26 protein-coding genes and 1 other RNA gene are annotated in these 25,699 nt (G+C 43.2%); 21 read left to right on the top strand and 6 right to left on the bottom strand.

Annotated elements, in window-relative coordinates:
- Positions 1-120 precede the first annotated feature (120 nt).
- Positions 121-1,188, bottom strand: coding sequence for a PLP-dependent cysteine synthase family protein (locus tag IQQ51_RS07815; protein WP_017064069.1), 1,068 nt, complete (start codon positions 1,186-1,188; stop codon positions 121-123).
- A 129-nt stretch (positions 1,189-1,317) separates the two neighbouring features.
- Here IQQ51_RS07815 and IQQ51_RS07810 point away from each other — a divergent pair, with 129 nt between their 5' ends.
- Together IQQ51_RS07810 and IQQ51_RS07805 are read left to right on the top strand one after the other, a co-directional pair.
- Entirely contained in the window at positions 1,318-1,791 is a 474-nt protein-coding gene (locus IQQ51_RS07810) for an Lrp/AsnC family transcriptional regulator (RefSeq protein ID WP_017062025.1), read from the top strand.
- A gap of 89 nt (positions 1,792-1,880) precedes the next feature.
- Positions 1,881-2,546, top strand: a complete 666-nt coding sequence (locus IQQ51_RS07805; RefSeq protein ID WP_193840750.1) for a hypothetical protein — start codon at positions 1,881-1,883, stop codon at positions 2,544-2,546.
- Positions 2,547-2,671: 125 nt separating this feature from the next.
- Here the strand turns inward: IQQ51_RS07805 and tesB are convergent, their stop codons facing one another.
- A complete protein-coding gene (gene tesB / locus IQQ51_RS07800; protein ID WP_029224039.1) occupies positions 2,672-3,532 on the bottom strand; it encodes an acyl-CoA thioesterase II in 861 nt (286 codons plus the stop codon).
- 168 nt (positions 3,533-3,700) lie between these two features.
- On the opposite strand from tesB, the gene IQQ51_RS07795 reads away from it, so the two are divergent.
- Positions 3,701-4,141 (top strand): YbaY family lipoprotein, encoded by a 441-nt coding sequence (locus tag IQQ51_RS07795; protein WP_193840749.1) that lies wholly within the window; start codon positions 3,701-3,703, stop codon positions 4,139-4,141.
- Positions 4,142-4,216: 75 nt separating this feature from the next.
- Here IQQ51_RS07795 and IQQ51_RS07790 read toward each other — a convergent pair whose 3' ends face one another.
- Complete coding sequence (locus IQQ51_RS07790) at positions 4,217-4,519, bottom strand: MGMT family protein (RefSeq protein WP_060982945.1); 303 nt, start codon at positions 4,517-4,519, stop codon at positions 4,217-4,219.
- 51 nt (positions 4,520-4,570) lie between these two features.
- Here IQQ51_RS07790 and IQQ51_RS07785 point away from each other — a divergent pair, with 51 nt between their 5' ends.
- Positions 4,571-5,314 carry a hypothetical protein gene (locus IQQ51_RS07785; RefSeq protein WP_017070265.1) on the top strand — a complete coding sequence of 248 codons (744 nt, stop codon included), beginning with the start codon at positions 4,571-4,573 and terminating at the stop codon, positions 5,312-5,314.
- A 196-nt stretch (positions 5,315-5,510) separates the two neighbouring features.
- Positions 5,511-5,607: signal recognition particle sRNA small type (ffs, locus tag IQQ51_RS07780), an RNA gene on the top strand.
- A gap of 183 nt (positions 5,608-5,790) precedes the next feature.
- Here the strand turns inward: ffs and IQQ51_RS07775 are convergent.
- Complete coding sequence (locus IQQ51_RS07775; protein ID WP_193840748.1) at positions 5,791-6,552, bottom strand: transporter substrate-binding domain-containing protein; 762 nt, start codon at positions 6,550-6,552, stop codon at positions 5,791-5,793.
- A gap of 562 nt (positions 6,553-7,114) precedes the next feature.
- On the opposite strand from IQQ51_RS07775, the gene IQQ51_RS07770 reads away from it, so the two are divergent.
- Genes IQQ51_RS07770 through IQQ51_RS07720 form a run of 11 tightly spaced genes read left to right on the top strand, consistent with a single transcriptional unit; the run spans position 7,115 to position 20,439 of the window.
- Positions 7,115-8,530: an undecaprenyl-phosphate glucose phosphotransferase gene (locus IQQ51_RS07770; RefSeq protein ID WP_193840747.1), complete on the top strand. Its 1,416-nt coding sequence runs from the start codon at positions 7,115-7,117 to the stop codon at positions 8,528-8,530.
- Between the two features lie 19 nt (positions 8,531-8,549).
- Entirely contained in the window at positions 8,550-9,818 is a 1,269-nt protein-coding gene (locus tag IQQ51_RS07765) for an outer membrane beta-barrel protein (RefSeq protein WP_322632745.1), read from the top strand.
- A 2-nt stretch (positions 9,819-9,820) separates the two neighbouring features.
- Positions 9,821-10,438 carry a polysaccharide biosynthesis/export family protein gene (locus IQQ51_RS07760; RefSeq protein ID WP_228012724.1) on the top strand — a complete coding sequence of 206 codons (618 nt, stop codon included), beginning with the start codon at positions 9,821-9,823 and terminating at the stop codon, positions 10,436-10,438.
- Position 10,439: 1 nt separating this feature from the next.
- Positions 10,440-12,671 carry an exopolysaccharide transport family protein gene (locus tag IQQ51_RS07755; RefSeq protein ID WP_322632744.1) on the top strand — a complete coding sequence of 744 codons (2,232 nt, stop codon included), beginning with the start codon at positions 10,440-10,442 and terminating at the stop codon, positions 12,669-12,671.
- Entirely contained in the window at positions 12,671-13,882 is a 1,212-nt protein-coding gene (locus IQQ51_RS07750; protein ID WP_193840745.1) for a lipopolysaccharide biosynthesis protein, read from the top strand. Before IQQ51_RS07755 ends, IQQ51_RS07750 begins: the two co-directional genes overlap by 1 nt.
- Positions 13,879-15,255, top strand: a complete 1,377-nt coding sequence (locus IQQ51_RS07745) for a capsular biosynthesis protein (RefSeq protein WP_193840744.1) — start codon at positions 13,879-13,881, stop codon at positions 15,253-15,255. Before IQQ51_RS07750 ends, IQQ51_RS07745 begins: the two co-directional genes overlap by 4 nt.
- Entirely contained in the window at positions 15,252-16,250 is a 999-nt protein-coding gene (locus IQQ51_RS07740) for a glycosyltransferase (protein ID WP_193840743.1), read from the top strand. Before IQQ51_RS07745 ends, IQQ51_RS07740 begins: the two co-directional genes overlap by 4 nt.
- Positions 16,247-17,458, top strand: a complete 1,212-nt coding sequence (locus IQQ51_RS07735) for a glycosyltransferase family 4 protein (RefSeq protein WP_193840742.1) — start codon at positions 16,247-16,249, stop codon at positions 17,456-17,458. The genes IQQ51_RS07740 and IQQ51_RS07735 overlap by 4 nt, the downstream gene beginning before the upstream one ends.
- Positions 17,455-18,570 (top strand): glycosyltransferase family 4 protein, encoded by a 1,116-nt coding sequence (locus tag IQQ51_RS07730; protein ID WP_193840741.1) that lies wholly within the window; start codon positions 17,455-17,457, stop codon positions 18,568-18,570. The genes IQQ51_RS07735 and IQQ51_RS07730 overlap by 4 nt, the downstream gene beginning before the upstream one ends.
- Entirely contained in the window at positions 18,554-18,982 is a 429-nt protein-coding gene (locus IQQ51_RS07725) for a hypothetical protein (protein WP_322632743.1), read from the top strand. The genes IQQ51_RS07730 and IQQ51_RS07725 overlap by 17 nt, the downstream gene beginning before the upstream one ends.
- 38 nt (positions 18,983-19,020) lie before the next feature.
- Entirely contained in the window at positions 19,021-20,439 is a 1,419-nt protein-coding gene (locus IQQ51_RS07720) for a DUF4832 domain-containing protein (protein WP_322632742.1), read from the top strand.
- A gap of 67 nt (positions 20,440-20,506) precedes the next feature.
- On the opposite strand, the gene IQQ51_RS07715 is transcribed toward IQQ51_RS07720, so the two are convergent.
- Positions 20,507-20,845, bottom strand: a complete 339-nt coding sequence (locus tag IQQ51_RS07715; protein WP_017084570.1) for a hypothetical protein — start codon at positions 20,843-20,845, stop codon at positions 20,507-20,509.
- Positions 20,846-21,081: 236 nt separating this feature from the next.
- Here IQQ51_RS07715 and IQQ51_RS07710 point away from each other — a divergent pair, with 236 nt between their 5' ends.
- The 5 genes from IQQ51_RS07710 (at position 21,082) to IQQ51_RS07690 (ending at position 24,303) form a co-directional block, all read left to right on the top strand.
- The gene (locus IQQ51_RS07710) at positions 21,082-21,915 is read left to right on the top strand and encodes an AraC family transcriptional regulator (protein ID WP_050646374.1); all 834 of its coding nucleotides are present in this window, start codon (positions 21,082-21,084) and stop codon (positions 21,913-21,915) included.
- A 104-nt stretch (positions 21,916-22,019) separates the two neighbouring features.
- Positions 22,020-22,748, top strand: coding sequence for an AzlC family ABC transporter permease (locus IQQ51_RS07705; RefSeq protein ID WP_193840739.1), 729 nt, complete (start codon positions 22,020-22,022; stop codon positions 22,746-22,748).
- 2 nt (positions 22,749-22,750) lie between these two features.
- A complete protein-coding gene (locus IQQ51_RS07700; protein ID WP_029235401.1) occupies positions 22,751-23,080 on the top strand; it encodes an AzlD domain-containing protein in 330 nt (109 codons plus the stop codon).
- Positions 23,081-23,142: 62 nt separating this feature from the next.
- Complete coding sequence (locus IQQ51_RS07695; protein ID WP_017070270.1) at positions 23,143-23,448, top strand: NIPSNAP family protein; 306 nt, start codon at positions 23,143-23,145, stop codon at positions 23,446-23,448.
- Between the two features lie 81 nt (positions 23,449-23,529).
- Complete coding sequence (locus IQQ51_RS07690) at positions 23,530-24,303, top strand: viroplasmin family protein (protein WP_193840738.1); 774 nt, start codon at positions 23,530-23,532, stop codon at positions 24,301-24,303.
- Between the two features lie 185 nt (positions 24,304-24,488).
- Here the strand turns inward: IQQ51_RS07690 and IQQ51_RS07685 are convergent, their stop codons facing one another.
- A complete protein-coding gene (locus IQQ51_RS07685; RefSeq protein ID WP_193840737.1) occupies positions 24,489-25,637 on the bottom strand; it encodes a glycosyltransferase family 4 protein in 1,149 nt (382 codons plus the stop codon).
- Positions 25,638-25,699 lie beyond the last annotated feature (62 nt).

The following is a 25,699-nucleotide window of genomic DNA, read 5'->3' as shown; positions in this document are numbered from 1 at the left end:
CTTTTTCGCTTTACCCATGTCACCACCGTTCTAACTATCACAAAGGTTCAGATCACGGGACTTGGAAAAGGTTCAACTGATTTAGGCAACAACGCCTTGTAAACTTGTTAGTTAATGTACTTAAGCCAGTTCACCCGTTTGCGAGAAAGCTTCTAGCTTCGCTGCATAAGGTTGTAGGTCTCCGATATTCAGATTTACCCACTCGTCATTGAAGTAAGTGTCTAGGTAACGCTCACCACTGTCACACAGTAAAGTCACGATAGAACCTTTTTCTCCACGTGCTTTCATTTCACTGGCTAGCTGAAGCACACCGTACATGTTAGTCCCGGTTGATGCGCCAACCTTGCGGCCAAGAATGTCAGATAACCAATGTGTCGTTGCGATACTTGCTGCATCTGGAATTTTGCGCATTTCGTCGACCACACCAGGAATGAAGCTTGGTTCTGCTCGTGGGCGACCAATGCCTTCAATCTTGCTGAATGTACTGCCTTTCACGTTCGCATTGCCGGTTTGGAAGTATTCGTGGAATACAGAGTTTTCAGGGTCGACAACACAAAGCTTAGTTTCATGTTGTTGGTAGCGAATGAAACGGCCAATCGTCGCTGAAGTACCGCCAGTACCTGGGCTCATTACTACCCAAGCCGGAACTGGGTGATCTTCCATCTGCATTTGATTGAAAATCGAGTTCGCGATGTTGTTGTTACCACGCCAGTCGGTTGCGCGCTCCGCGTAAGTAAATTGGTCCATGTAGTGACCATTCAACTCTTCTGCTAAACGGCGAGACTCATCGTAAATTTCATCTGAGCGGTCAACAAGATGCGCTTGACCACCGTAGAATTCTATCTGTTCAATCTTCTTCTTCGCTGTGCATTTTGGCATTACTGCAATAAACGGCAGGCCAAGTAGGCGAGCAAAGTACGCTTCAGATACCGCAGTGCTACCCGATGAAGATTCAATGATTGTTGTTTCTGGACCAACCCAACCGTTACAGATAGCGTATAAGAACAGAGAACGCGCTAAACGGTGTTTTAAAGAGCCTGTAGGGTGTGTGCTTTCATCTTTAAGGTAAACATCAATGCCTTCGATACTTGGTAGATCGAGCTTGATAAGGTGCGTATCCGCTGAGCGTTGGTAGTCCGCTTCAATTTTACGAATCGCGTTGTTAATCCATTGATGGTCAGTGCACATAAGCGTTCTCCTGATCGAGTGTAGGAATTCTTTGTAATTGGTATGGTTCTAATTTATCCATAATTCGAGAGAAAAACTTTGCCATATTTGCTTTGTTTTGCTTAAATTGTAGAAAATTATTCTCTTTAAATGCGATTTGGTGAAAGTGTGATAGATGCCGTAGATAAAAAAATATTAGGGTTACTGCAAGAAGACAGCACCCTGTCATTGAATGACATTTCTGAAGCGGTCAATCTCACTACAACGCCTTGTTGGAAAAGGCTTAAGCGCCTCGAAGAGAACGGTATTATTGAGAAAAGAGTCGCACTGCTGAACCCGGAAAAACTGGATCTTTCCTTTACTGCGTTCGTTTTAGTGAAAACCAGTGATCATTCTCACGAGTGGTATGGTCGTTTTGTGAATACTGTGTCGGAGTTTCCAGAAGTGATGGAGTTTTATCGTATGGCTGGCGAATATGACTATATGATGAAGGTTCAGGTTAAAGACATGAAGTGCTTTGATGATTTCTATAAGCGCTTGGTGAATAGCATTGATGGTATCTCTAATGTGACCTCGACGTTTGCGATGGAACCGTTGAAGTACACTACAGCATTGCCGCTTTAAGCTGCGCCTAGTAATAGATTAACTATCGCTTTAGTTTAACTATCTTCTCAGTTTAGATCTCGCCTCTGCGATAAAGAAAAGGATTATTCATGTTTGCAAAAGTATCTACCGCTATCCAGCTAGTATTGGCGGTCGCCATTTTTTACTTGGGTTACACCATTTACTCATTGACCAATAAAGTCGGTGAAATCGTTGATACTTATCCGCAAGTTATCGAAGACATATCGGGCCTCACCAAAGGCCTTAAAGTAGAAGAGCTATTAGCGCTTGCTGAACATGTCAGCGATCTTGCTCCTCAGGTGTTAAACACTGTCGAAGAAGTTAGAAAGACGATCGATGATGTGAATCAAACGGTAGCCTCGGTCGACAACAAAATCCCTGCGATTTTAGATGAAGTCAAAAATGTTCGAACGGAAGTCGAGCAGGTAAGAACCGATGTTATTCCTCCAACATTAACGGAATTAAAGAGATACCGCGTAGATGTAATGCCACCAATGCTCGCTGAAAGTAAGTCTTACCGCGAACAGACTATTCCTGTCATCGTCACGGAATCTGAAATGCTACGAGCGGAAGTCCCTGGCATTTTGGCACAAGCTAATTTGTTAGCGGATAAGAGTAAAGAGCTCGCTCAGGGAGCCGCAGAGGGCGCGGTGAAAGGTGTAGTGTTATCGCCATTTAACCTACTGCGTGACGCAGGTGATGGCATCAAAACACGAGTACAGAGCGAGTTTGAGCCTACGCTAGAAGCAGAATAAACTTTAGTCACTCTTAAGTGACGGCTTTTCGTTAGTGTTATAAAAAAGAGAGGCTAGGTATTAAACCTAGCCTCTCTTTTTGTTTTCTCGTACATATTTGGGGCTTTTAAAACAGCGCTTGATCGCTATTTAGTAAAGCGCATCACACCTTCTTGTACTGCTGTCGCTACGAGCTCACCTTTTTGATTAAAGATCTCGCCACGAACTAGGCCGCGAGTATTAGCTGCCGTTGGGCTTTCAATCGCATAAAGCAGCCATTCGTCCATTTTGAATGGGCGGTGGAACCAGATTGAGTGATCAATCGTCGCTACTTGGAAATTTGGCGTCATGATAGAGACTTCATGAGGGTGAAGCGCCGTCACCAAGAATCCCCAGTCCGATGCGTAAGCAAGCAGGTATTGGTGGATCAATTGGTTGTCTGGCATTGCACCATTCGCTCTTACCCAGAGGTACTGTTTCGCTTCCGTCTTCTTAGGTTTCAGTGGATTCACGACCGTCACCGGGCGCATCTCAATCGGCTTTTCGCCACAGAAGGTTTTGCGCAGTTTCTCTGGTAAGAATTCCGCGATGTGGCTCGCTAATTCAGTTTCTGAGGCAAAGTTCTCTGGTCCAGGAATGTCAGGCATTGAAATCTGGTGCTCAAACCCTGGCGCATCGCCATGATAAGAAGCCGTGAGATAGAAAATAGGGCGGCCATTTTGAATCGCTTTTACACGGCGTGTGCTAAAGCTGCGTCCATCTCGTAGGTTCTCAACATCGTAAATGATTGGCTTTTCAGGATCGCCGGGAAACAGAAAATAACTGTGGAACGAGTGAACACTACGGTCGTCTTGGACGGTATAACGAGCAGCAGAAAGCGCTTGTCCCAATACCTGACCGCCGTATACCTGTGGTAGGCCTAGGTTCTCACTTTGCCCACGGAATAAACCTTCTTCCAGTTTTTCTAGCTGAAGTAAACTTAGTAATTCTTGTAAAGGTTGACTCATCGCCAGCATTCCTCTTCGTAAAATGGGTGTCAGATTATGGTGTTAATCATTTAGCTTAGTCAGATATCTGTCAATAAATCATAGGGTTTCAAGACAGAATATGAAAGCTCTCTTATAATTGGTCAGTAGATTTGCCGAGTCCGGCAAACATGTTGAGAGAAATTGAATATGAAAAAGGCTCTAATTCTTATTACGTCTTTAGTATCGTTTGGCCTACTTGTTGGTTGCCAAGCAACATCAGAAACGAACGCTTCTCAAGAAGTGGTTGCAGAGAACACTCAAGTGATTTCAGGAACAGTAAGCTATCGTGAAAGAATTGCACTGCCAGAGAATGCAGTAGTTACCGTTACGCTAGAAGATATCTCACTGGCTGACGCACCATCGACGGTTATCGCAACTCAAGAGTTCACCACAGACGGTAAGCAAGTACCGTTCGCGTTCGAGCTAAACTACGACAACGACAAAATTAAAGCTAACCACCGTTACAACATGCGCGCATCGATTCATGTTGACGGCAAACTGCGTTTCACTACTGATACTATTAAGTCAGTAATTACTGATGTAGAAAATACACAGCAAGCAGACCTACGTTTGGTTGGTGTTCGTTAATCAGAAGTCGATGCCACTGTTAAGGCATCTTGATTGGCTTAATTTAGCCAGTTGAATTGACGATTAGTGGCAGCTCTAGGGCTGCCATTTGTATATTCTGAGTTTGATCTTTCCTGCATCACTTACCTCAACCCCTTCTTTAACCAAATGCTGCTTTTGTCGGTCGAACGAATCACCCTTTAAAGATATTTCACCCTTGCTGTTTATCACTCGATACCAAGGCAGTTTGCTACCTTCTGGCAGGTTGCCCAGCGCTTTACCAACATGGCGCGCATAGCCCGGAAATCCTGAAAAACGTGCTATGTCTCCATAAGTTGTTACTTTTCCATATGGAATTTGGTGAATCACAGCAAAGATTTGGCTCAAAAATTGGTCCATACTAAATGTTCCTAGTTCATTAATACCACGGATCGGTAGAAGGAGAGGGCTATGGTATTTACAACGTTTCAGTTCTTGATCACCACATTATTAGCGGTTGTTTGCGCGAGAGCAATCAGTTTAAGTGAGGGAGATATCCCGGTGCTTGCAATGGTAATTCCTGCATTATGGATTTTACCGCAGGGAGGCATAGCAGGATTAGCTTTGCTTGCTGCCATGACCACTTATGGTCTAACCCTTCCTTTACAGCCTATCACGCTGTCTGTCAGTGCATGGGTACTATTCCCGCTATTGATGGTGGTCTTCTCAAGACGCAGTAGTTTGTCGGTCGTGATTATTTCCGGCTTGATTGTGACTACTTTGCAGGTCGGGATCATGGTGACACAATCAGCAGGCAAGCTTGAAGGCGTCCCGTGGGTTACCACACTTCAAACCTTATCAATCATCGTGATTTGGTGGGCGGCAAATCATCTTAAGCCCGCTAGCCGACACAGCTGGTGGTCATTAGGCTTAATACTTCCATTATGGATAGCCGATTTACCTTATGCCGCTTTGGTTGCCTTGTGTGTAACGGGCATCATGGCATCGATGGAAACGCTGACGCGCTTGAAAACCTTCCGCTGGAATAAACTATTGTGTTGGACATTGCCGACGGTTGGTTTTGCGGCACTGGTGATTACCCCAAGCATCGAAGTACCAAGCCCAGTCTTTGTGGTGTGGTTGTGTCTATTAGGTACAGCGTGGATGACAGACTACATCATTCGCACAGAAGATAACGAAGACATCGATATCTAGCACTCCAGCAATCCAAACCTTCCAAATGCAGGTAAATGGTGAATTTACCTGCGATTTTCTAGTGGTTTGAATAAAGGATAAGCACTTAGACCGCAATTGTTCAAAAATAGGGTGGAAGGGCTTGCAATGGTTGCTGTGATGCTTAATAATCCAATCACTCTTTGAGGCAAGCCTCTTAGAAAACGAATCTATGGGGGCCTGGTCCTCCCGCAACAATAGCTCGTGAACTCGGTCAGGCCTGGAAGGGAGCAGCCGCAGCGAGTGACTTGTGTGCCGGGATGTGGCTGGGTTCCCACCCCTTAAAAAAGCCGCTCTTTATGAGCGGCTTTTTGCTATCTGGAGCTTTTTAAATCGTTTCTTCAAATATTGTCTAAATCTTTCAGATTGTCCAGTTCAATATTTTCAAAATCCTATCACCCCAAAGCCTGTCAAAAAGTGCAAGCAGTCATTGTCTACACTGTTTGAAAGCCACCAAACTATTCGTAAATGCTGTATGAAAAGTATTTACTCGCAATTTTTTGGTGCTGGCCATTGTCGATCAGCTTTTGTATTCCGCTATCGATAAGATCTTTTAATTCGTCATCTTGTTTTCTAACAGCTACACCAATACCGCGCCCAAACCATTTTTCTTCTGTAAATTTAGGACCCGTAAAGTGATAGTCCTTACCTTGTTCCGTTTCAAGAAAGCCCGCATTCAGTCCCATAGAACCACCAAACACGCTATCTAGGCGCCCGTTGAGTAAATCGGTAAAGGCTTCGTCGAATGATCCATAACGCTTGATATCTACATTTGGGTAGATCTCGGAAAGGTATTTGTCACCAATGGTAGCGCGCTGAACTCCAATTGTTAGTTCATTTAAGCTGCCGTCATCCATATTGATTTCACGCCCCTTTTCCATGACAAAACGAGTGGGAACTTTAGCGTAAGGCATCGTGAAGTTAACTTTCTTTTCACGTTCTTCGGTAATTGTCATCGCAGCAATGATTGCGTCGTTTTTACGGCTTAAAAGAGATGGGATAATACCGTCCCAATCAGTTTTTGAGATGATACATTTTACTTCTAATTCGATACACAAGGAGTTGGCTAAATCGACTTCAAACCCCTCTAATTCACCATCTTGCGTTGTCCAACTGAACGGTGGGTAGGCCCCTTCCACCGTAAAGCGAATTTGTTTCCAATCTTTTGCGTATGTGAACACAGAGAAAACACTGACGAGTACAACAAATATCCACTTCATTTTTATTTCCTTATAGTAACAATGGGTACCGATGATTAACTATTTGTTAATGGTTATCAATGCTGGTGCATATTGATGTAAGCAAAGACATGCATAACAATGAGTTTGCTTGCGTTTTATTTTTAGAAGCACAGCTAGTGTATTCAATGAAGATAAATTACGTACCTTTCTCAATTCGCAGGCAACACAACAGCAGACGCTACTTCGTCTGAATCTTCTTTGCTTTCTACTTGGTAGGCAACCTAATCAATCGTCTCCGGAAAAGTAAAAAAGACTTTACACATTGGTTTAGTCATTTCTGATGTATCGAACAGCGCTATTAATCCATTGAAAGTATTCTGTAAAATTTTCAAAGGGTGTAGTGTGTCCTTCGAGAAGGGAGGATATGATAACAGCTAGTTTGATTGATAAGCCGATCGTAAAATTGATGATAAACACGTTCATACACAACACCTAGTGGGTAACTTATAGTTTTCTGTGCCCACAGAATAAAAAATGGACAAAAATTGGCTAATATCAATTGAATACAGTTAACCATATGTCTCGAGGTGTATTTTCGCGTATGAATATAAAACAAGCCCTGAAAATTGCAGAAGACGGTTATGCACCCTTGTTTAAAGCTACAGATTTTTTGCTAATAAACCTTTCTTTAACAATTATTGTAAATACGGCATTTGTTGATGAGACTGCAATCGATGTTGCAGGGGCTTTCTTCGTCGCGACATTCTTTTTGTTGTTTGGTGAGTATTGCCATTTATACCGAACTCATATTCGCCGACGCCTTGACTCTTCTATTCTTCGTATTTTGGCGACAGCCTTCCTTACCTTGATTGCGATGGAAATCGTTAAATATAACGTGGCGGATTTGGTGGGAAGTCAAATAAGTCACTTTCGTAATGGCTTGTATTATATTTGGTTCGCCAGCGCAATGTTATCAACCATTTTAGTTCGAGTGGTTGCCTTTGCTATCTACCGACAGTGCTTTAAAAAGTACAAAAAGGTAAAGAGAATCGCGATTGTCGGATTGTCACCAGCAGCGCTCGTTTTGGAAAAACAATTGCTGACTTTTTATAGGAGTCAGGATATCAAGATTGAGCTGTATGATGACCGAAGGGAAGAGCGATTTGGGTACATGATTAAGTCTCGCTACGTAGGAAGAGTGGATATGCTGATTGAAAAGGCACAAAACAACGAGATTGATGAAGTTTATATAGCGTTACCTATGGTTGCGAAAGAGCGAATAATTGACTGTTTAACTCTTTTATCTGATACAACCGTTGATACTTTTATGGTTCCTGATCTATATAGCTATAACCTTTCTGCGTCCCAGTTTAAGTCAATTGGTCATGTACAAACGTTAAGTATTTTCGGTACTCCCTTTGATGGCATGGGTGGGGTGACTAAGCGTATCGAGGATATTGTCTTAGCTAGCCTCATTTTGTTACTTATTACGCCTGTTCTTTGCGCTGTGGCAATCGGAGTCAAACTCAGTTCTAAAGGTCCTATCTTGTTTAAACAAGATCGTTATGGTCTGGGTGGGAAAAAGATAAAGGTATGGAAATTTCGCTCTATGAATGTGATGGAGAATGGGGTCGATTTTAAACAAGCAACGTATTCAGACCCAAGAGTGACAAAGTTTGGTGCGTTTATTCGCCGCACATCCTTAGATGAGCTTCCTCAATTTTTTAATGTGTTACAAGGTTCAATGTCTATCGTAGGGCCAAGACCTCATGCGGTTGCGCATAATGAGCAGTACCGGAAGATCGTATCTAACTACATGATTAGGCATAAAGTAAAGCCCGGCATAACAGGTTGGGCGCAAATTAATGGTTATCGTGGAGAGACCGAAACCGTCGATAAAATGAGTAAGCGGGTTCAGTATGACATCGTTTATTTACAGAATTGGTCGCTTTGGTTGGACATTAAAATAGTGTTTCTAACAGTTTTCAAAGGGTTTGTTAGTGAAAAGGCGTACTAGCCTATTAAGTGTCAATGTTGTGTTTTCTCTTGGTTTGGTTAGCCAAGTTTGTCATGCCGAGCTTACTCCCAAGTCGCATATCTCAGTCGCGGGTATTGATGTTCAGTCACATGTCGGCGTTGAGTATGGTCAGGATTCCAATGTGACATACCAAGTTGAATCGATGAATGAGCTAGACTCAACTTATACCAAATTAACACCGTATTTACGTGCAGTAGGCGAGCGTGGAGAGGACCGATATGTGCTGGTTTACTCTGGTGATTATTCGCGCTATGACAGTGCAAGTGATGATGATTACACCGACCATTTTTTAATGTTTCAATCTTCGTTGAGGTTTGGGCTTAAGCACGGCCTTGATTGGTTTATCCAGCAAGATTGGGGGCATGAGGAAAGGGGTACAGAGCTAACGGAAGGTTTCAATCCTACTCAGTTTGCATCTTTTGGGGTGAATACACCGTTACAAAACCGGTTCCTAAATAGTGAGATACGATATAGCTATGGGTCGCCTGAGGGGCGGGGGAAATTAGACTTTGCTTGGCAGGTTAAAGATATAACGTTTGATGAGTTGGACGAAATACAAAGCGCATCCAGTGACTTCTACCATTATATAAAAGAGCAGGAATGGAAAGAAAATACTATAACTGCTGAATTGTTCGACCAATATTCATCGCGGACTCGCTTTCGATACAGTCTAATTAGTAATCTAAGAAGCTATGAAGCAAATTCGGCTAAGGATTCGAGCGAACATTATGCGCTCGTCGGTTTGAAGTCCCAACGAACGGGCAAACTGATAATAGAGACTGATTTAGCATGGTTGTACAAGCGTTTTCCGAATAACAGCGAGGCACAATCGTTCAGTGGTTTAAATTGGGACGCTAATATTAACTGGCAACCACTCAAGCATTCGAAGTGGTCTTTATATGGTTGGCGCAGAGTCAAAGACCCAACGGAAGAAGGTGGTTATATTCTTAACACTAAGGTCGGTATATCGTGGAAACATCATTGGTGGGTCGAGCGGTTAAGTACTACGGTTGATTATGGAAGAGAAGTCGATGACTATCGGGTAGAACAGAATGACAGAAAGGATGATCTAGACGTTGCGTCGGTCACGTTAGGGTATGATTTTCGGCCGTCGATTCGGCTTGAGTTGAACTATCAGTTCGCCCGTAAACGTTCGAACGAGGATGAAGTGGTGTTTTTCATCGGAGATAACTCCCAATCCCCGGTGAGTCGTCAACTTGGCTATGACAAAAACACAATTGGATTGACACTAAAGGTACAGATCTAGAGATGAAAAAAATAAAGCTACTGCTATTAGGTTACTGTGTGTTGATGAGCTGTATTAGTTTTGCCGCAACCGCAACCGCAACCAAGACAGCACCTGAAAAAGAAGTGAAAGGCACTACTTCTAAGACTCTTGAAAATAGCCATCAGTCAGCTAACAGTGAGACCCGAGAGTACCTTTTGGGACCAGGAGACACGATACGAATCTGGGTGTATGGAGAGAAAGAAATGTCGATGTCGCTAAAGATAGGCAAGCGTGGTGATATTAATTTCCCCTATATAGGTCGAGTACAGCTCTCGGGACAAACGACAGATTCGATAGAGCACGACATTGAAACTCGTTTGAAAGCTGGGTTTATTCGCTCGCCAATGGTAACTGTCACTATGGAAGAATTTCGGAAATTTTTTCTTCTTGGAGAAGTTGAAAGCCCAAATGGTTATGAATATGAACCACAACTTACGGTTGAACAAGCGATTGCTATGGCAGGTGGCTTCACCGATAGAGCCGATAGAAGTGATATTAACATTCGCCCATCAGGGCAAAAAGTATTGATAAAGAAAGTCGACATGACACATTCAGTCTATCCTGGCGATGTTGTTATTGTTGAGAAGAGCTTTTTCTAAGGTGAAAAAATTAATGGTAGAACGTGGTAAACCTTTAGAAAGTAACGTCAACTTTGCACCGCTTCTGGGCGCTCTGAAAAATCATGGGCTTAAGTTATTGCTGATTACAGTGGTAGTAACAGGGTTAAGTCTGCCGGTGATTTGGTCGATGACGGCTAAATACGTCTCGACGGCGACAGTATTGATTAAGGCGCAACCGGACAATGCTTCTCCGATTGACCCGATAGAAGATTATGACTCTGCTCGCTCACAATACTATGAAACTCAATTTAACCTTATGCAATCTAGAGTGGTGTTGGTCAAAGCCGTTGAAGAGCTAGAGCTGCAACAAAATGAACAATTTAACGGGGCAATGCTGACTGATAATGGCGACTGGACATTGTCTAGAGAGTTACGTATTGAACATGCTGTTAAAGAGTTGAAACGGCATCTAACGTTTACTTCAGTGCGCTTAACTCAATTAGTTTATGTGTCTTATGAATCCGCGAACGCACAACAAGCTTCAAGGATAGCAAATGTAGTAGCGCAAGCTTTTATTGACTATACGGTGGAGCAAAAAATAGCGAAAACCCAACAAGCTAAGCTGTGGAATCAGCAACAACTTGGTGTGCTCAAAAAGCAAATTCGCCAGCAAAAACAAGAAATAGACGCGTTTTTACAAAGAGAAGGGTTACTGACTTTTCGCGGTGTTGATGGATTTGAAACAGAAGAACTCGGGATTATTACCAATAAATTGGCTGATGCAAAAGAGCGGCGCCTGACCGCGCAAGCCAATTATGAATTAGTGAACAAATACATGAAAGGTGACACGGCGAGTCTCACCTCGTTGCCTGACTTTTCTTCTCATCCTCAGCTTCAAGATCTTAGAATTGCACTTATACAAGCAAAAAGGAAACTGTCTGATCTTAATCGACGATATGGGCCAAAACACATTAAAGTTCTTGAAGCCAATGCTGAAATAGAGGTTATTCATAAACAAACCGTACAGCTGCTTGATGAGTTAAAGCTGGGGCTTCAGCAAAAATATCAAGCAGAACTCATCAAAGAAAACCACTATAAAGCGCTATTAGCCTTACATAAAAAGGACTTTTTTACACTCGCTGATAAACGTGAGCATTATGACAGTTTGATGGCCGACCTTACTCAAAAACAATCGCTATATGAACAGCTTTATCTGCGTACAACTGAGCATGCTCTTAACACAACATATAGAGAGCAAGACGCACGAATTTACGATCCTGCGGTGGTCAGTGAGCGCCCAGCGAAACCTAATAAACCATTGTTAGTCGTGATGGTAAGTATAATGACAATGATAATTAGCGTTCTGATTGTCATTATTCGGGCTGCCACCAAACAAACAATAACAACTCTCGCACAGTTGGAGGCAAAGCTTGGGTTGATTCCACTGACGGATATGCCCACATTCATTAGTGAACCGATGCCGGCATGGGCGTTAGGTAAGCAAATCCTTTCCAACCTATATGCGAACGAGATCGGTAATGGCGCTTATACCGCATTATCTTTAGCTCGCCCCAGCAGCCAATGCGTTGGTGTCGTATCGTCATACCGACAAGAAGGGGCAACGACGACGGCGTTGTTATTAGCTGCTGCGGTCAGTGAAGTGAAACCAACCTTACTGCTTGATTTGGATTATCGTGGAGAAGGCGAATTTACAAGAGATATTATTGCGGACAGTCACTGCAGTACCGCTAAGTTAAACGAGCAGGAGGAAATTGCTGGGTTTAGTCATTTGGTGTTTAGCCAATTGAATTCGATACAAATAAGTGATGAAAACAAATCTTCATCATTACAAGAAGCACTACAACTCGATATTGAGCAAGTCACTATGCCAATATCGCAGGGATTGTCTTATATCGCCCCTGGTACTCTGGCAGAGTCACCATTAACTTTTTTTGCTCGTCCAGAATGTGAATCTGCATTGTTGGCACTTTGTCAGCGTTTTGAATCTGTCATCATTAAGCTTCCGCCTCTGAATGATAGTAAGGATGCACAGCTCCTATTGCGCCTTTTGGACAGCCTGATTGTCGTGGTCAAATCTGAGCAACATACGGCGAATGAAATACAGTATCAACTGAATAAGTTGTCGCCGTTGTTGAACCAGCCAGCTTTTGGAGTTCTCAATCAAGTGAGTGATGACCTGATTGTAGGTGAAGAATCTCTGCGTTTTATTGCTCAAGGTAGTATGGATTTACTCAATATTGAGGATTCTTAGTGAGCTTGCTTAAAAGCATTTCCACTATTGCAACATCATCGATATTGTCTCAGTTAATTGGGGCAGGATCGATATGGTTGATTTCGCATTGGTACGGGATGTCGGAAGTCGGCTCATACGCGTTAACGTACAGTATTGCCTTAATTGGCGCACAAATTTGTACATTTGCATCACAGTTATTACTGCCAAAACAACAACCTAATGAATTAGGGCAAAACGTATCATTTTGCTTGCTGTTCAGTGTTTGTGCATCGTTCATTTACTCTATTGGTATAGCATGTTTTTTTGACCGTCCCATACTTCAAATTCTGATGTTAACGTTGGCGCATGCATGGGTTTTGATCTCTGAGAATTTACTGCTTAGAGATGGAAAAATGAAGTCGCTCGCCTTACAAAGAACATCGATTTCTATATTGGTGTTGTTACTTGTTTCTGTCAGCGAAGATTTGAGTGCATTTTATTGGGCTTGGGGGGGGGCGTTGTTAGTGTACATGCTGCTATGTATTGGTTACTCACTACCAAGGAACGTGATGAACATGAATCAATTCTCGCTTTCGTCTCTGTCATTGTTCTTCCGTAAACACAAACATCATATTGTCAAAGTTGGGAGCGCTGAGGTTTTGGCAATGGTGAATAACAATTTACCCGTTATTCTTATTAACGTGTGGTTCAGCCCTACCGTGGCTGGTTATTACGCCGTAGTCAGCCGATTTTGCTTAGCGCCTATTGTGATTGTTGGTAACGCTGTAAGAAACTCTATTTTTTCCAGTTGGTCCGTCGACTTTCGGCATAATCAGTTCAATTACGCCGAATTCTCCAAAGTGCGCCGATTACTCTTTGCTTTGGGGATGGCGGCGGTAATTGGAGTCTTCATTTTCTACCCTATAGTGATGCAATTAGGGTTTAGCGCTGAATGGGTCGCTTCAGTGCCAACGTCTCGCTATATGCTACCGTATTTGTTTATGGCGCTAGCGGTGTGCCCATTGACCGTTCTTGAGTTGGTTTATGGATCTCCCAAGTATTTCCTTCGCATTCAGCTTGAGCAACTTATGGTGGTGGTATTGGCTTTAGGTACGCTGCCATTTTTTATAAGTGATTATGCATATTCGGTTATTGCTTTCGCCGTACTGTCTTCGATTCGGTACTTGTTTATTTATTTCAAAGTGAATAAAACGGCTTTGCGACTTCGTCGAACGATGGAGGCGACTTGAAGGTAAATAATGGTCTGTTTTTGCAGGTATACACGTTTGTTGCGTTAGTTGCTTGTGGGCTAGTACAGTACCTAACTGGTGTTGGTGCAGTGCTTTGGCTACCATTTGTTGCTGCCTCTGCGATGGTTTTGTTGCTATTGATGCAAACCAATTATGAAACGGTTAAATTAGATACTATAGAAACAGTGCTCACATTGTTGTTGGTGGGTGCCTATACGTTGATCTTAGCGTCGACAGTTCTACAAAATGGGCTGACGGTGACCATTGTAGGTTGGAAGAACGAACTTGCATTGTCGCTTATTTTTCTATGTTTACTATTGGGGTTTATCCGAGAGTCGCAGCTTTACCGGGTGGTACAGATGCTGTATTGGACTTTCTATCTACAATTCCCAGTTATCTTGTATCAGATTTTAGTTGTTGTTCCACAACGTGTCGCTTTGAAAGGTGAATTTGAAAAGTGGGATTCCGTGGTTGGGACTTTCGGTGGTGACCCTATGGGCGGGGGGAATACGGCAGCATTAGGATTATTTTGTTTACTTGTAATGCTCCTTAAATTGTCTGAATTTAGGCATGGTGTAGTTAGTCGGCTTAACATGATACTGCATATTGTTGCCGCGTTTATTTTGTGCGTTCTTGGTGAAGTTAAGTTCGTCATTTTGCTTGCTCCTATACTTTTAATATTTGTTTGGCTGTGCCCTAGCTATGTTTACGGCGTTAGGCAAAAGGATATTAAGAAAGTGCTTCTTATGGTTTTCACCATGGGGGTGTTAGTTTTATTGGCAATAGTTGTCCTTGCTGCGTCTTACGCAACCGCTTTCGATACCGACCCTGACCACAGTGCTTTAAAGGTGTTTTGGGATTCTTTAGAGTATATATATGACTCAAATTACATCTTACCAACGGGAGAGTTAGGGCGGATGACCACGCTATTTTTCTGGTTGGATAATAGTCAGCTTTATGGATGGTCTAACGTGTGGTTTGGTTATGGGTTAAATGCAACCAACCACGGTAGTTCGGTAGCTCCAGGTTTCTTAAATCAAATATTTAATGTCCTTCTAGATTCTACGTCACTAAGTATGATGTTGTGGGAATTTGGCGTCGTTGGATTAGTCCTATTTTTATGTCCAATTTTATTGACGCTAAAGGTGTCGATGCCTAAGGAAGCGCTAAAACGTGAGCAGTTATCGATGCAAGACATTCAATTGCTCTCTTGGCAACCTGCGTTGATTGCATTTATTTTTGCAGGTTTATTAAGCTTACCTTACAGCCAAATTTTAATGTTGGTGCCTATGTTGCAGTTCCTTTTCTATTTTTCACTTGGTGCAAGTCTAATCATACGCAAGTCTGTTATTCAATCGGGGGCAAGGTTATGAGCTCTTTACCTAGAATTACCGTCATTATAAAAACACTCAATGAACAAGATGGTATTGCTGCGACGATTAAAAGCATCCAAAGTCAGCTCAACAATTATCAATATGACATAATTGTTGCCGATAGCTTATCTGATGATGATACGCAAAGAATTGCGTTAGAGAATGGCGCTAAAGTCGTGACGTTAATCAACGCTAATGATCGTTGCTGCGGCGTAGGCCATCAACTTGGCTATTTATATAGCACTGGTGAGTATCTACTGTTATTGGATGGTGATATGCGTTTACAAGACGGATTTATTGATGCGGCGATAGCATTTTTGGAAAAAGAGTCGACTTACGCCGCGGTGGCGGGGACGGTTGAAATGGATGAAGCGAATAGCTACGAATTTAAATCTCGTCAACAAAGGCATCACAAAATATACCCTATCGGTGATTGTAGTCATTTAGCCGGGGGGGGACTGTATCGGGCGAGTGCAGTCAATGATATCGGTTATCTTACACATCGCACATTGCATGCCTATGAAGAAGCTGAGCTTGGTATGAGGCTTCAACATGCAGGTCACAAATTGCGTCGCTTGGATACCCCGTTTTTTCATCATACCTCTTATGACATGCCGACGTTAACGTTACTGCGTTACAGATGGAATCGTGGTTATTTGTTTGCGTCAGGCGAATTGCTAAAGAGCGCGTTTGGTAAAGCGTACTTTCGAAAAGCTGTGAGTGTGGTGCGTAATGAGCTGATCTTTGCTTGCTATCTTGTTTGGTTAATATTGACCTTGTTGGTGGGCAATATTTCGTTGTTGACCATTAGCTTGTTGCCATTGATGCTTTTTTTTGCTGCGAAAGCGTTTAAAAACAGCTCAATAAAGGACGGTGCGCAGAGCATTATTAATTTGACCGTATTTGCAGCCGGATTGGTAAATGGTTTGTTGTTGCCCATTAAAGACCCAAATCAACCACCGTCACATAAAGTGTTAGAGCGAGATGTGTCATGAAAGTATTGGTGGTGAATAAGTTTTTTTTCTTAAAGGGAGGCGCTGAAACGGTCTTTTTTCAAGAAAGAGAAATGTTAATGGAGCGAGGGTTTTCGGTTATCGACTTTTCAATGGTCCACAATGACAACTTGGTATCTGATTACAGTGCTAGTTTCGTCGATAACGTAGATTATTACGCTAATGCTACTTTATTCAGCACATTGAAAACGGCAATGCGGTTTGTACATAACACAGAGGCGTGTGAAAAGCTGTCTGAGTTGATTGCTACTGAGCAACCCGATATCGTTCACTTTCACAACATTTATCACCAACTGACTCCCTCAATTATCAAGGTTGCTAAACAAGCCGGATGTAAAACCGTACTAACCGCTCATGATACTAAAATAGCCTGTCCTAGTTATACAATGTATCGTGATGGGCAAACCTGTGAAGCTTGTTTACAAGGTAGTGTTTTCAATGCGTTGAAGTATCGTTGCCAACAAGGGTCATGGTTTAAAAGTGGCTTGCTTGTTATAGAGGCGCTTTATCAATCGCTCGCTCAGAACTATCAATCACTGGATGTGATAGTTTCACCTAGTCAGTTTTTAGCCAATATCATTCGTCGTAAGCTTCCTAATAATAGAATTGAGGTCATAGTGAATGGCATTGACGAGAACGTTGACCAGCAAGATGTGGCAGATCATCGATATTTTTTGTATTTAGGGCGATTGAGTCAGGAAAAAGGCGTGGCGACAATGGTAGCGGCTTACGAGTTGTCCAACCAATCGATACCATTAAAAATAGCCGGTACAGGACCACTTGCAGACTCCCTTTCAGGGAAACAGAGTAAGGTCGAGTGGCTAGGTTTTAAAACGGGGCCGGATTTACATTTACTCATAAAACAAGCTAGTGCAGTTATTGTCCCTTCGGAATGCTATGAAAACTGTTCTATGTCAGTGCTTGAAGCTATGTCGTACGGGAAGCCTATTATCGGCGCAAATATTGGAGGTATCCCTGAGCAAGTTCGAGATGGAAAAGAGGGGCGTTTATTTGAAGCGGGTAATGCCCATGATCTTGCCAATGTGATGGATGAGTTTGCGATACGGCCAGAGCTTACAAAGTACTATGGTGAACAAGCAAGACAACGCTTAGAGTCGCGCTATTCATTGAGAGCACATCATCAGCAGTTGGTCGATTTGTATCAAAATTTATTGGGTGAGCAATCATGAAAGTAACCGTACTAGGGACGCGTGGTATTCCTGATGTATTAGGAGGAGTCGAAACTCACTGTCAGCACCTTTACCCTCTTATTGTTAAGCAAGGATTTGAGGTAGAGGTTATTGCTCGTTCTCCTTATGTCGCTTATAAAACGAGGAGTTATAAGGGGGTCGCGGCCAAAGCACTGTGGGCTCCGAAAAAGACATCGTTAGAAGCTATCGTTCACTCGACTATTGCGGCGTTTTCTACCTTAACGGATGGCTCGAATGTGGTGCATGTTCATGCGATCGGCCCTGGGTTAGTCGTGCCACTGTTGCGTTTGATTGGAAAGAAAGTGGTATTCACCCATCATGGTCCAGATTATCAGCGTGAGAAATGGGGGAAGCTAGCAAAGATTGTTTTGAAGCTCGGTGAGCGTTTTGCCGTTAAATATGCCAATGAAGTCATTGTCATATCAGAGGTGATTAATGACCTTATTAAGCAATCTTATCAAAGAGATGATGCACATCTTATTTATAATGGAGTTAACCCGGCTAAGTCTCTGCCTGTTGATGTCGTATCATCTATATTAGAGCGCTACCAGTTAAGTGCGCGAGGATATATTGTCGCGGTAGGACGTTTTGTTGAAGAAAAAGGCTTCCATGATCTTCTTCAAGCCTACGCAAAATCCAAGCTTGATATGCCGCTCGTACTGATCGGAGATTCCGATCATGAAAGTGAATACAGTCGCTCATTAAAACAAGCAGCGAATGACACTCCAGGCGTGATATTGACCGGTTTTCTCAAAGGGGAGGAACTACAAGTTGTATTTTCTCAAGCTAAGTTATTCGTAATGTCTTCTTATCATGAAGGCCTACCTATTGCACTGCTAGAAGCGATGTCATATTCCTTACCCGTGGTGGTTAGCGATATCGCGCCGAACTGTGCGGTTGGACTTGAACCTGATTGCTATTTCCCAGTCAAAAATATAGATGAATTATCACAGGCAATACAGAAAAGGTGTGTGGTGCCGCGACAAGACTATCAACACTTTTTAGAGCGATATGACTGGCATAAAATCGCTAATCAAACGGTGAGTGTTTACCATAAAATATTGGGAAGAAAATGTGACGAATCGTCGTAATAAAAATAATGACACGGATGAGCCTGATAAGAGCCGGGCAGTGACTCAATTTTACCGAGTTTTACAGCAAGAAACGCAACAAAGCTTGAGTGAAGAACAAAGGCAGGCCATTGAAAAAGCAGTTAATCAAGTTGGCTTAGTCGCAAAACACTCCGTTGATATCCGTAAAAGCTTTCCTTGGTTCGGCAAGCGCTACTATGTGGTGCTGCTGAGTGGGCGTGATCGTCGTACGGCAGAGCGTCAAGGTGAGTCTAAATGGATAGTCTATGCTACAACGGTATTGCTAACTACCTTTGTCCTTGCGGGGGGGATGCTCGCTCTACTGGCATTGTATTTGTTAAAGTCTGCACTGGGTATCGATCTGTTCGAGAGCTTTTCACTAGGTATATGGGACTGGTTTCAATCACTATAAGGGTTGAACTCGAGTGATAAATGATAGGAAATAAACAAGTGAAAAAAGTCACTAACTGGCAGTGCTCATGGCTATACCTATTATCGTTAGTATTCTTTGTTACCTCATACGCCTATGCTGACGAAGTAGAGGATAAAGTGACGTCAATCACGGCACTCAATACACCTATCTCTAATCCAGGTATGGGGGTTGAAACGTTTCACGACGGGTGGGGTACCGTACTAACTCTTGAGCAATATCCTGTCTCGGGAATGGGATACTACCGGTATTATTGGAGTGAACTTGAGCCAAGCGAAGGTGAATATAACTTTTCTCTCATTGATGACTTGCTTGAACAGAATGCCAAGCAATCAAAGCGAGTAGCTTTGCGTTTTATGACACTTGATGAACCATTCTCAGGAACAAAAATTCCACAATGGCTCATCGATAAAGGTATCGAAGGGCAGTGGGTTGAAAATGGAAAAACTTTCGTAGCCGATCTCGATGACCCAACTTATTTATACTATGTAGAAAAATTACTTAGTGCTTATGGGCAACGTTACGATAATGACTCGCGGCTTGCTCAGATTGACATAGGTATGGTGGGTTCTTGGGGAGAGTGGCATAACAGCAACTTTCCAGAGCTTGAACCACTATTTAGTAGGTATTCAGAACACCAGTTAAATAAGTTCGTTGATCTGCACTTTTCAGCATTCCCAAATACTGCAAAATTAATGCTTATCAACGGGGGGGATTCTTTCGCATACGCAATAGAAAAAGGTGCTGGCTGGCGTGCCGATTGCTGGGGCGATTGGCATAATTTTGGCCCTACTTGGAGTCATATGAATGATGACTACCCGTATCGAATTCAACAAGCAAACTCGCAAACACCAATATTTGATACGGCTTGGCAGCACCAGCCGGTTAGTTTTGAAGTCTGTGGTGACATGCATGGTTGGCTAGCCACACAACATTACACAAGAGCTCAAGTGGCTGCCTCATTAGACTGGGCGATTAGCCAACATGCGAGTAGCCTAAACTTGAAATCGAAGCCAATTCCCGAACAGTACCGCGATTTGTTAGATAATGCGTTGCTAAAAATTGGATATCGCTTTCGAGTAGATACGATTCGTCATTCAGCTTACCTGTCGATGGGAAAAAACCTCTCTCTGGAAGCTCATATTTTTAACGATGGAGTGGCACCAACATACCAACCTTATTATGCGTATTATCGATTAGTAAACAGCAACGGTCAGGTGGTTTCGTTTGCAAAAGATAGTACAAGTAGCGAAGCTTGGCTCCCTGGGGATTATAAATCTATTGCGAACTTCTCATTGCCGACAGATCTAAATGTCGGTCACTATTATATCGAAATAGCAGTGAGTGAAAGTCGTGACAGTAAACCTTTGAATTTGGCAAATATAGGGAAACAGCCTGATGGTTGGTATCGGCTAAGTGAAGTGATCATTGAAGAGTAATGACAATTGTCATTACTCTTCTAATGCATGCTAGATAAGATGGCCTGGTTAGCCCTGATTACTCAATCTAATTCGCAGGCAATACTACAGCAGACGCTTCTTCCTCTGAATCTTCTTTGTCTTCTACTTGGTCAGCAACCCAGTCAATTGTCTTTGTTAGATAAAGCTTGTTGGTTTCGGTATCACACCAACTCTTGGATAATCCTCTTCGATTGAATTCACTGCCAATTGCTGCGAGTGTCTGGTTACTTGAGCGCCCGTAATACAAGGTGTCACAAAGTTGCAGGTTCGACATCGATTGTGGGTATGTGTTAACCGATGAGGAGTTCATGCTCAGTGCTTTTGATTGGTTATGAGTGCATCCTGTTAGGCTCAGGAAAAAGAAAAGGATCAGTGTATTTTTCATGGTGTATCAGGTCTGTTGCCGATGATTTGAAGACAGTATTGGCATGTATGATTAAATTATTGTCAATTTTTTGCCAACTAGTTACAGACCAAGACTTTCCTCCCAGTTAAAAAGCGTTATTAAGCCAACGACAAAAACAGTATTAACAAACAAAAGCGCAATTTTGTACAAAAGCTGAAAGAGACTATAGAGTAGACTGATAAGTCGCTCGATAATCAACAGGCTTGGGAATTGTTATGGAGAACAAGAAACGATCTAAAGAAAAGGCCGAATATAAGATAACCGAAGAGCTCGGTGGCCTTGAAATTCTTAATGCTGAATATGAAAAGCAGAACTTCTCGCGCCACAGCCACGAAGGCTACACGCTGGGAGTCATCGAGCAGGGCGCTCAGCGTTTCTATCGAACGGGCGGACATCATATTGCGCCACAAAATGCGATTATTCTGGTCAATGCCGACGAAGTTCATAGCGGTCACTCTGCTACTGAAGGCGGTTGGGCGTATCGAGCCATGTATCCACTCCCAGAGCAACTTGCCAAGATAACTCAAGAGCTTAACCTACCGAATTACGGCGCGCCTTATTTCCCAAGAGCGGTTGTTGAAGACCCTGAACTCGCCAATCAATTGAGATTAGTCTTTAACACGATTGATGAGTCCGACAATCGCCTGTTAAGAGAGACCTTGATGTATGGGATGTTGGTTAAGCTGATTAGCCGACATGGAAAATCGCCGCTTAACCCTCAACTCGATGGGAAAACTCAGCGTCAGCTCGTTCTGGTTAAAGAGTTCTTAGATGATTTTCCACAAGCCGATGTTTCCCTAGACGAACTATCTAAGTTAGCGGCATTGAGCCCGTTTCACTTAGTGCGTTCTTTTCAAAAAGAGTTTGGTCTTCCGCCACATGCGTATCAAATCCAATCACGATTAAGGCTTTCTCGTAAGTTATTGAAACAAGGACATACCATTTCAGATACCGCGCAAGAGTGTGGCTTTCATGATCAAAGCCATTTTCATCGACACTTCAAAAAGGCCAATGGCTACACGCCGGGGCAATACATCAAAATGCTCTAAATCGGACACCTTAATTCGTTCGCGAAATCGAGCAAGTTTGTACAATCGAACCGACTCAACTCTTCTTACATTGAATAGCTAATGTGAAGAGACAAAAGAATGATATGGATAGTGAAACAATGGATAGACGAACACAGTTATGGAAAGGCGTTTTAGCGGGAATGCCTTTGAGTATTGCGGTAATCCCTTGGGGAATTCTTGCGGGCTCATATGCGATAGATGCTGGATTGAGTCAGCTTCAAGCGCAAGCGATGTCGGCTATTTTGTTTGCTGGTTCAGCGCAACTTGTCGCTGCGGGCATGTTCAAAGCGGGTATTGGTTTAGGCACCATGTTGTTGACCACACTGTTCATCACCTCAAGGCACTTTCTGTATAGCGTATCGATGCGTGACAAAATCAGCCATCTTCCTGCGCGTTGGCGTCTATTACTCGGTTTTTGGCTCACCGACGAGCTGTTCGCGATTTGTAGTGGGCAGTCTCAGAATGAATTTAATCGCTGGTATGCTGCGGGTGTAGGCGGCGGTTTTTATCTCGTTTGGAATATTGCGAGCTTCGTTGGCATTGTCGCGGGAAGCCAAATTCCTTCACTCAATGAAATTGGGCTCGATTTCGCGGTCGCAGCAACCTTTATCGCTTTGGTGTTCCCATTAATCCGAACTCTACCCGTCGTGGTGTGTGTGGTGGTTTCACTGGCCACTTCGGTTGCCATGTCGGTTAACAATATTGAGGGCGGGCTAATGATTGCAGCGATTGCCGGTATGTTAGCGGGCTTTTTCAGTGAATCGTTCCAAGAGCGAAACAACGGTAACAAGACAATCGTGGAGGGGAAATAGAGATGATTTGGTTAACGATATTCCTCATGACTGCGATTGTTTTCTTTAGTCGGTATCTGTTTCTTGAGCCTGCAATCCCGCTTCGACTCAATCAAACCGCAAGGCGCCTATTACGCTATTCAAGCCCCGCGGTGCTGACTGCGATTTGGGGGCCGATTGTATTTGCTCCTGAACAAACATTTTGGCCAAGCCTTGAGAACCCATACTTGATAGGCGCGGTGGTCACAGGTCTGTTGATTTGGAAAACAGGCAATGTGCTGCTAACGATCGGCGTCAGCATGGCGGTGTTTTTGTTCTATAACCTTGTCGCGGTTGATTACCTTTTCTCGTGAGCTTCAACTTCAATGTCAACTTAGGCTTTGTGTTTCTCCTATTATTTAAGGGCTGTATAAATATGATTACTTGTTATGTTCGATATGTGATTGATCCTAAAAAGGTAAATGAGTTTGAGGCATACGCAAAAATGTGGATTCCTCTGGTCGCTAAATTTGGAGGCCAACACAATGGTTATTTCTTACCGTCGGAAGGGGCGAACAATATTGCCTTGGCGCTGTTTACCTTTGAAAGTTTGGCTGCCTATGAAGAGTATCGGATTAAATCGTTGAACGATGCTGAGTGTATTAAAGCGTTTGAATTTGCAGACGAAGTTGATTGCATCGTGAGTTATGAACGCAGCTTTTTTAGACCTGTTTTAGAGTGATAGACCTTGCAACGTATAGCGTGGTGGCATCTAATGTACTGATTCACTGTTTGTGTGTTTAGGTTTTGGTAAGGAGTTAGTTTGGCTAAGAAATATTATGTGGTTTGGAAAGGTCGCACACCGGGTATTTTTACCACTTGGAACGAGTGTAAATCTCAAGTTGATGGCTTCGCTGGCGCGAGATATAAATCGTTTCCAACACTAGGCGAGGCTGAGTCTGCTTTCGGTGGTAAAACGTCGTCTGCGTCAGGTTCTACAGCGACAAAGCCAAGCTCTGCGGGTAAGGCGACGAAAGCAAAGGTTCCGCCTCTTTCGGAGCAGCAAATCACAGATATGCCTTTTGATATCAAGATCTTTACCGATGGTGCGTGTGAACCAAACCCTGGTGAAGCGGGGACGGGTTTAGCGGTATACCAAAACAACCAATTAACCGAATTGTGGTATGGCTTGTATCAATCTGTTGGAACCAATAATACCGCTGAGTTACATGGCCTTAAACAGGCGTTTTTGCTCGCAAAAGAGAAGCTAAACGCGGGTCTGTCTGTAGCGATTTATTGTGACTCTAAGTACTCAATTGATTGTATTACTAAGTGGGCAACGGGTTGGGAGAAAAAGGGCTGGACTAAGTCGGGCGGCGAGATCAAAAACCTCGATATTATTAAGCCGGCATATGCGCTCTACCAAGAGCTGGCTTCAAAAATTACCATCTACCATGTGAACGGACACGTTGGTATTGAAGGTAACGAATTGGCCGATAGAATGTCGATTGTGGCTATTTCATCGAAAGAGCAACAACTCGCTCAATATCGTGACATCGACGATATTGAGTCTATTTTGGCACTGCGAGCAGGCTAGTTAGGCTTCTTAATGAAAAGCTACTGAAAGCATAAGTCGCGATCATTGGGCAGTGCTAAGTTGAGCGTTACATTTCAAATTGATGTAGCGCTCTTTTGTTTTTGTAGTGCTCCGTTTTCTTATGGTGCTTAGTCGTTCTTGTAAGGCGTAGCGGTCCTTGTGATGCTTACCGCCTGAGTTAATCCTTATTGAGCTGGGTTCTCTATCCAACGAGATAATTGCTGAGCTTGTTTGATCGAATTAAAACTGTCTTTCACTCTCTCACGTGCCTTTAAACCCATCGATGTTTTATCGTTACTGCTCAGCTGCGCGAAACGCTCAATCGCTTCTCTTAATTCTTCCACATTCTTTTCGCTAACCACAAAACCTGTCTCTGGTGAGACGATCTCTTTGCATCCCATGATGTTGGTGGTAATAACTGGCGTTCCTACGGCCATCGCTTCTTTTAAAACCAGTGGCCCTGTATCCACACACCCGGTTTCGGAAAAACAGAAGGGCGCGATTAGGCTGTCATAGTTCGATAGTTTCTCTTTGACCCATTCGTGAGGTTTCGCGCCAAGAAAGGTCACGTTTCGAGTTAGCCCTTGCTCTTTGACCTGCAATTTTAACTGTTGCTCTAAATCGCCAGTACCGATGATATCGAGATGAATGTCGAGAGGTTCGGCAATCGGCGCTAATGCATCAATAAGATGGTGAATGCCTTTTTGCTCCACTAATCGGCCAAGGAAAATAAAGCGAAGTTGCTTCGTTTCGGTTTTTGGGTTGAGTTGGAATTGCTTGGTATTGACTCCGCAGTGTAGGAGTTTAATGTTTCCTTTCGCCATGGTGTTGAAGTCAGCGAGCATGTCTTTACACACTGCAACCACAAAATCACTCGATGAAATCTTATGTTCAATGTCATAAGCGAACTCGTAAACATCATGACCGTGAGCAACGAACGAACAGGTGATATTCAGCAGCTTTGCCGCGACGATGGCGTGAGCTGTGGTGTGCTGACAGAAGTGCGCGTGAACGTGTTCGACGTCGTTTTCCGCGAGTTGCAGCGCTAATTTAAAGCCATAAGCGAACAGTGACTTTTTGGGCATGCTGGTTTGCTTAGAAATAAATGAGACAGCCTTGATGAACCCTATCCAGTTAATGCTAGCGACTTTACCCTTCCGAACATTTTTACCTATTTCAACAATGTCGTAGTCGAACTGTTTTTCACTGTTTTCAATTTTGAACGTCATTACACAAACATCGTGCCCACACGCTTTCACAGAGTCGACTTCTGTTTGAATGAAGGTCTCACTGAGTACTGGGTAGGTTGGCGCCACAAATGCTACTTTCTTCATTCCTTACTCCTCAAATCCATATGACTAAAGCTATCAAGCCAAGGTAATAACCAATAAAGCAA

This window comes from Vibrio sp. OPT18, from assembly GCF_015163615.1.
In the GTDB taxonomy this organism is placed as follows: Bacteria; Pseudomonadota; Gammaproteobacteria; order Enterobacterales; family Vibrionaceae; genus Vibrio; species Vibrio coralliirubri.
Note: the sequence above shows the minus strand (reverse complement) of the source record. Positions and strands in the feature narration are given on the sequence as shown.

Bases quoted from the DNA above. Each gene is read 5' to 3' on its own strand.
- IQQ51_RS07695 (WP_017070270.1), top strand. From the start codon at position 23,143: ATGATTACTTGTTATGTTCGATATGTGATTGATCCTAAAAAGGTAAAT.
- IQQ51_RS07740 (WP_193840743.1), top strand. From the start codon at position 15,252: ATGAGCTCTTTACCTAGAATTACCGTCATTATAAAAACACTCAATGAA.
- IQQ51_RS07790 (WP_060982945.1), bottom strand. From the start codon at position 4,519: ATGGACCAATTTTTGAGCCAAATCTTTGCTGTGATTCACCAAATTCCA.
- IQQ51_RS07805 (WP_193840750.1), top strand. From the start codon at position 1,881: ATGTTTGCAAAAGTATCTACCGCTATCCAGCTAGTATTGGCGGTCGCC.
- IQQ51_RS07730 (WP_193840741.1), top strand. From the start codon at position 17,455: ATGAAAGTAACCGTACTAGGGACGCGTGGTATTCCTGATGTATTAGGA.
- IQQ51_RS07735 (WP_193840742.1), top strand. From the start codon at position 16,247: ATGAAAGTATTGGTGGTGAATAAGTTTTTTTTCTTAAAGGGAGGCGCT.
- IQQ51_RS07795 (WP_193840749.1), top strand. From the start codon at position 3,701: ATGAAAAAGGCTCTAATTCTTATTACGTCTTTAGTATCGTTTGGCCTA.
- IQQ51_RS07710 (WP_050646374.1), top strand. From the start codon at position 21,082: ATGGAGAACAAGAAACGATCTAAAGAAAAGGCCGAATATAAGATAACC.
- IQQ51_RS07685 (WP_193840737.1), bottom strand. From the start codon at position 25,637: ATGAAGAAAGTAGCATTTGTGGCGCCAACCTACCCAGTACTCAGTGAG.
- tesB (WP_029224039.1), bottom strand. From the start codon at position 3,532: ATGAGTCAACCTTTACAAGAATTACTAAGTTTACTTCAGCTAGAAAAA.
- IQQ51_RS07815 (WP_017064069.1), bottom strand. From the start codon at position 1,188: ATGTGCACTGACCATCAATGGATTAACAACGCGATTCGTAAAATTGAA.
- IQQ51_RS07760 (WP_228012724.1), top strand. From the start codon at position 9,821: ATGAAAAAAATAAAGCTACTGCTATTAGGTTACTGTGTGTTGATGAGC.
- IQQ51_RS07785 (WP_017070265.1), top strand. From the start codon at position 4,571: ATGGTATTTACAACGTTTCAGTTCTTGATCACCACATTATTAGCGGTT.
- IQQ51_RS07775 (WP_193840748.1), bottom strand. From the start codon at position 6,552: ATGAAGTGGATATTTGTTGTACTCGTCAGTGTTTTCTCTGTGTTCACA.
- IQQ51_RS07810 (WP_017062025.1), top strand. From the start codon at position 1,318: ATGCGATTTGGTGAAAGTGTGATAGATGCCGTAGATAAAAAAATATTA.
- IQQ51_RS07705 (WP_193840739.1), top strand. From the start codon at position 22,020: ATGGATAGTGAAACAATGGATAGACGAACACAGTTATGGAAAGGCGTT.
- IQQ51_RS07715 (WP_017084570.1), bottom strand. From the start codon at position 20,845: ATGAAAAATACACTGATCCTTTTCTTTTTCCTGAGCCTAACAGGATGC.
- IQQ51_RS07770 (WP_193840747.1), top strand. From the start codon at position 7,115: ATGAATATAAAACAAGCCCTGAAAATTGCAGAAGACGGTTATGCACCC.
- IQQ51_RS07700 (WP_029235401.1), top strand. From the start codon at position 22,751: ATGATTTGGTTAACGATATTCCTCATGACTGCGATTGTTTTCTTTAGT.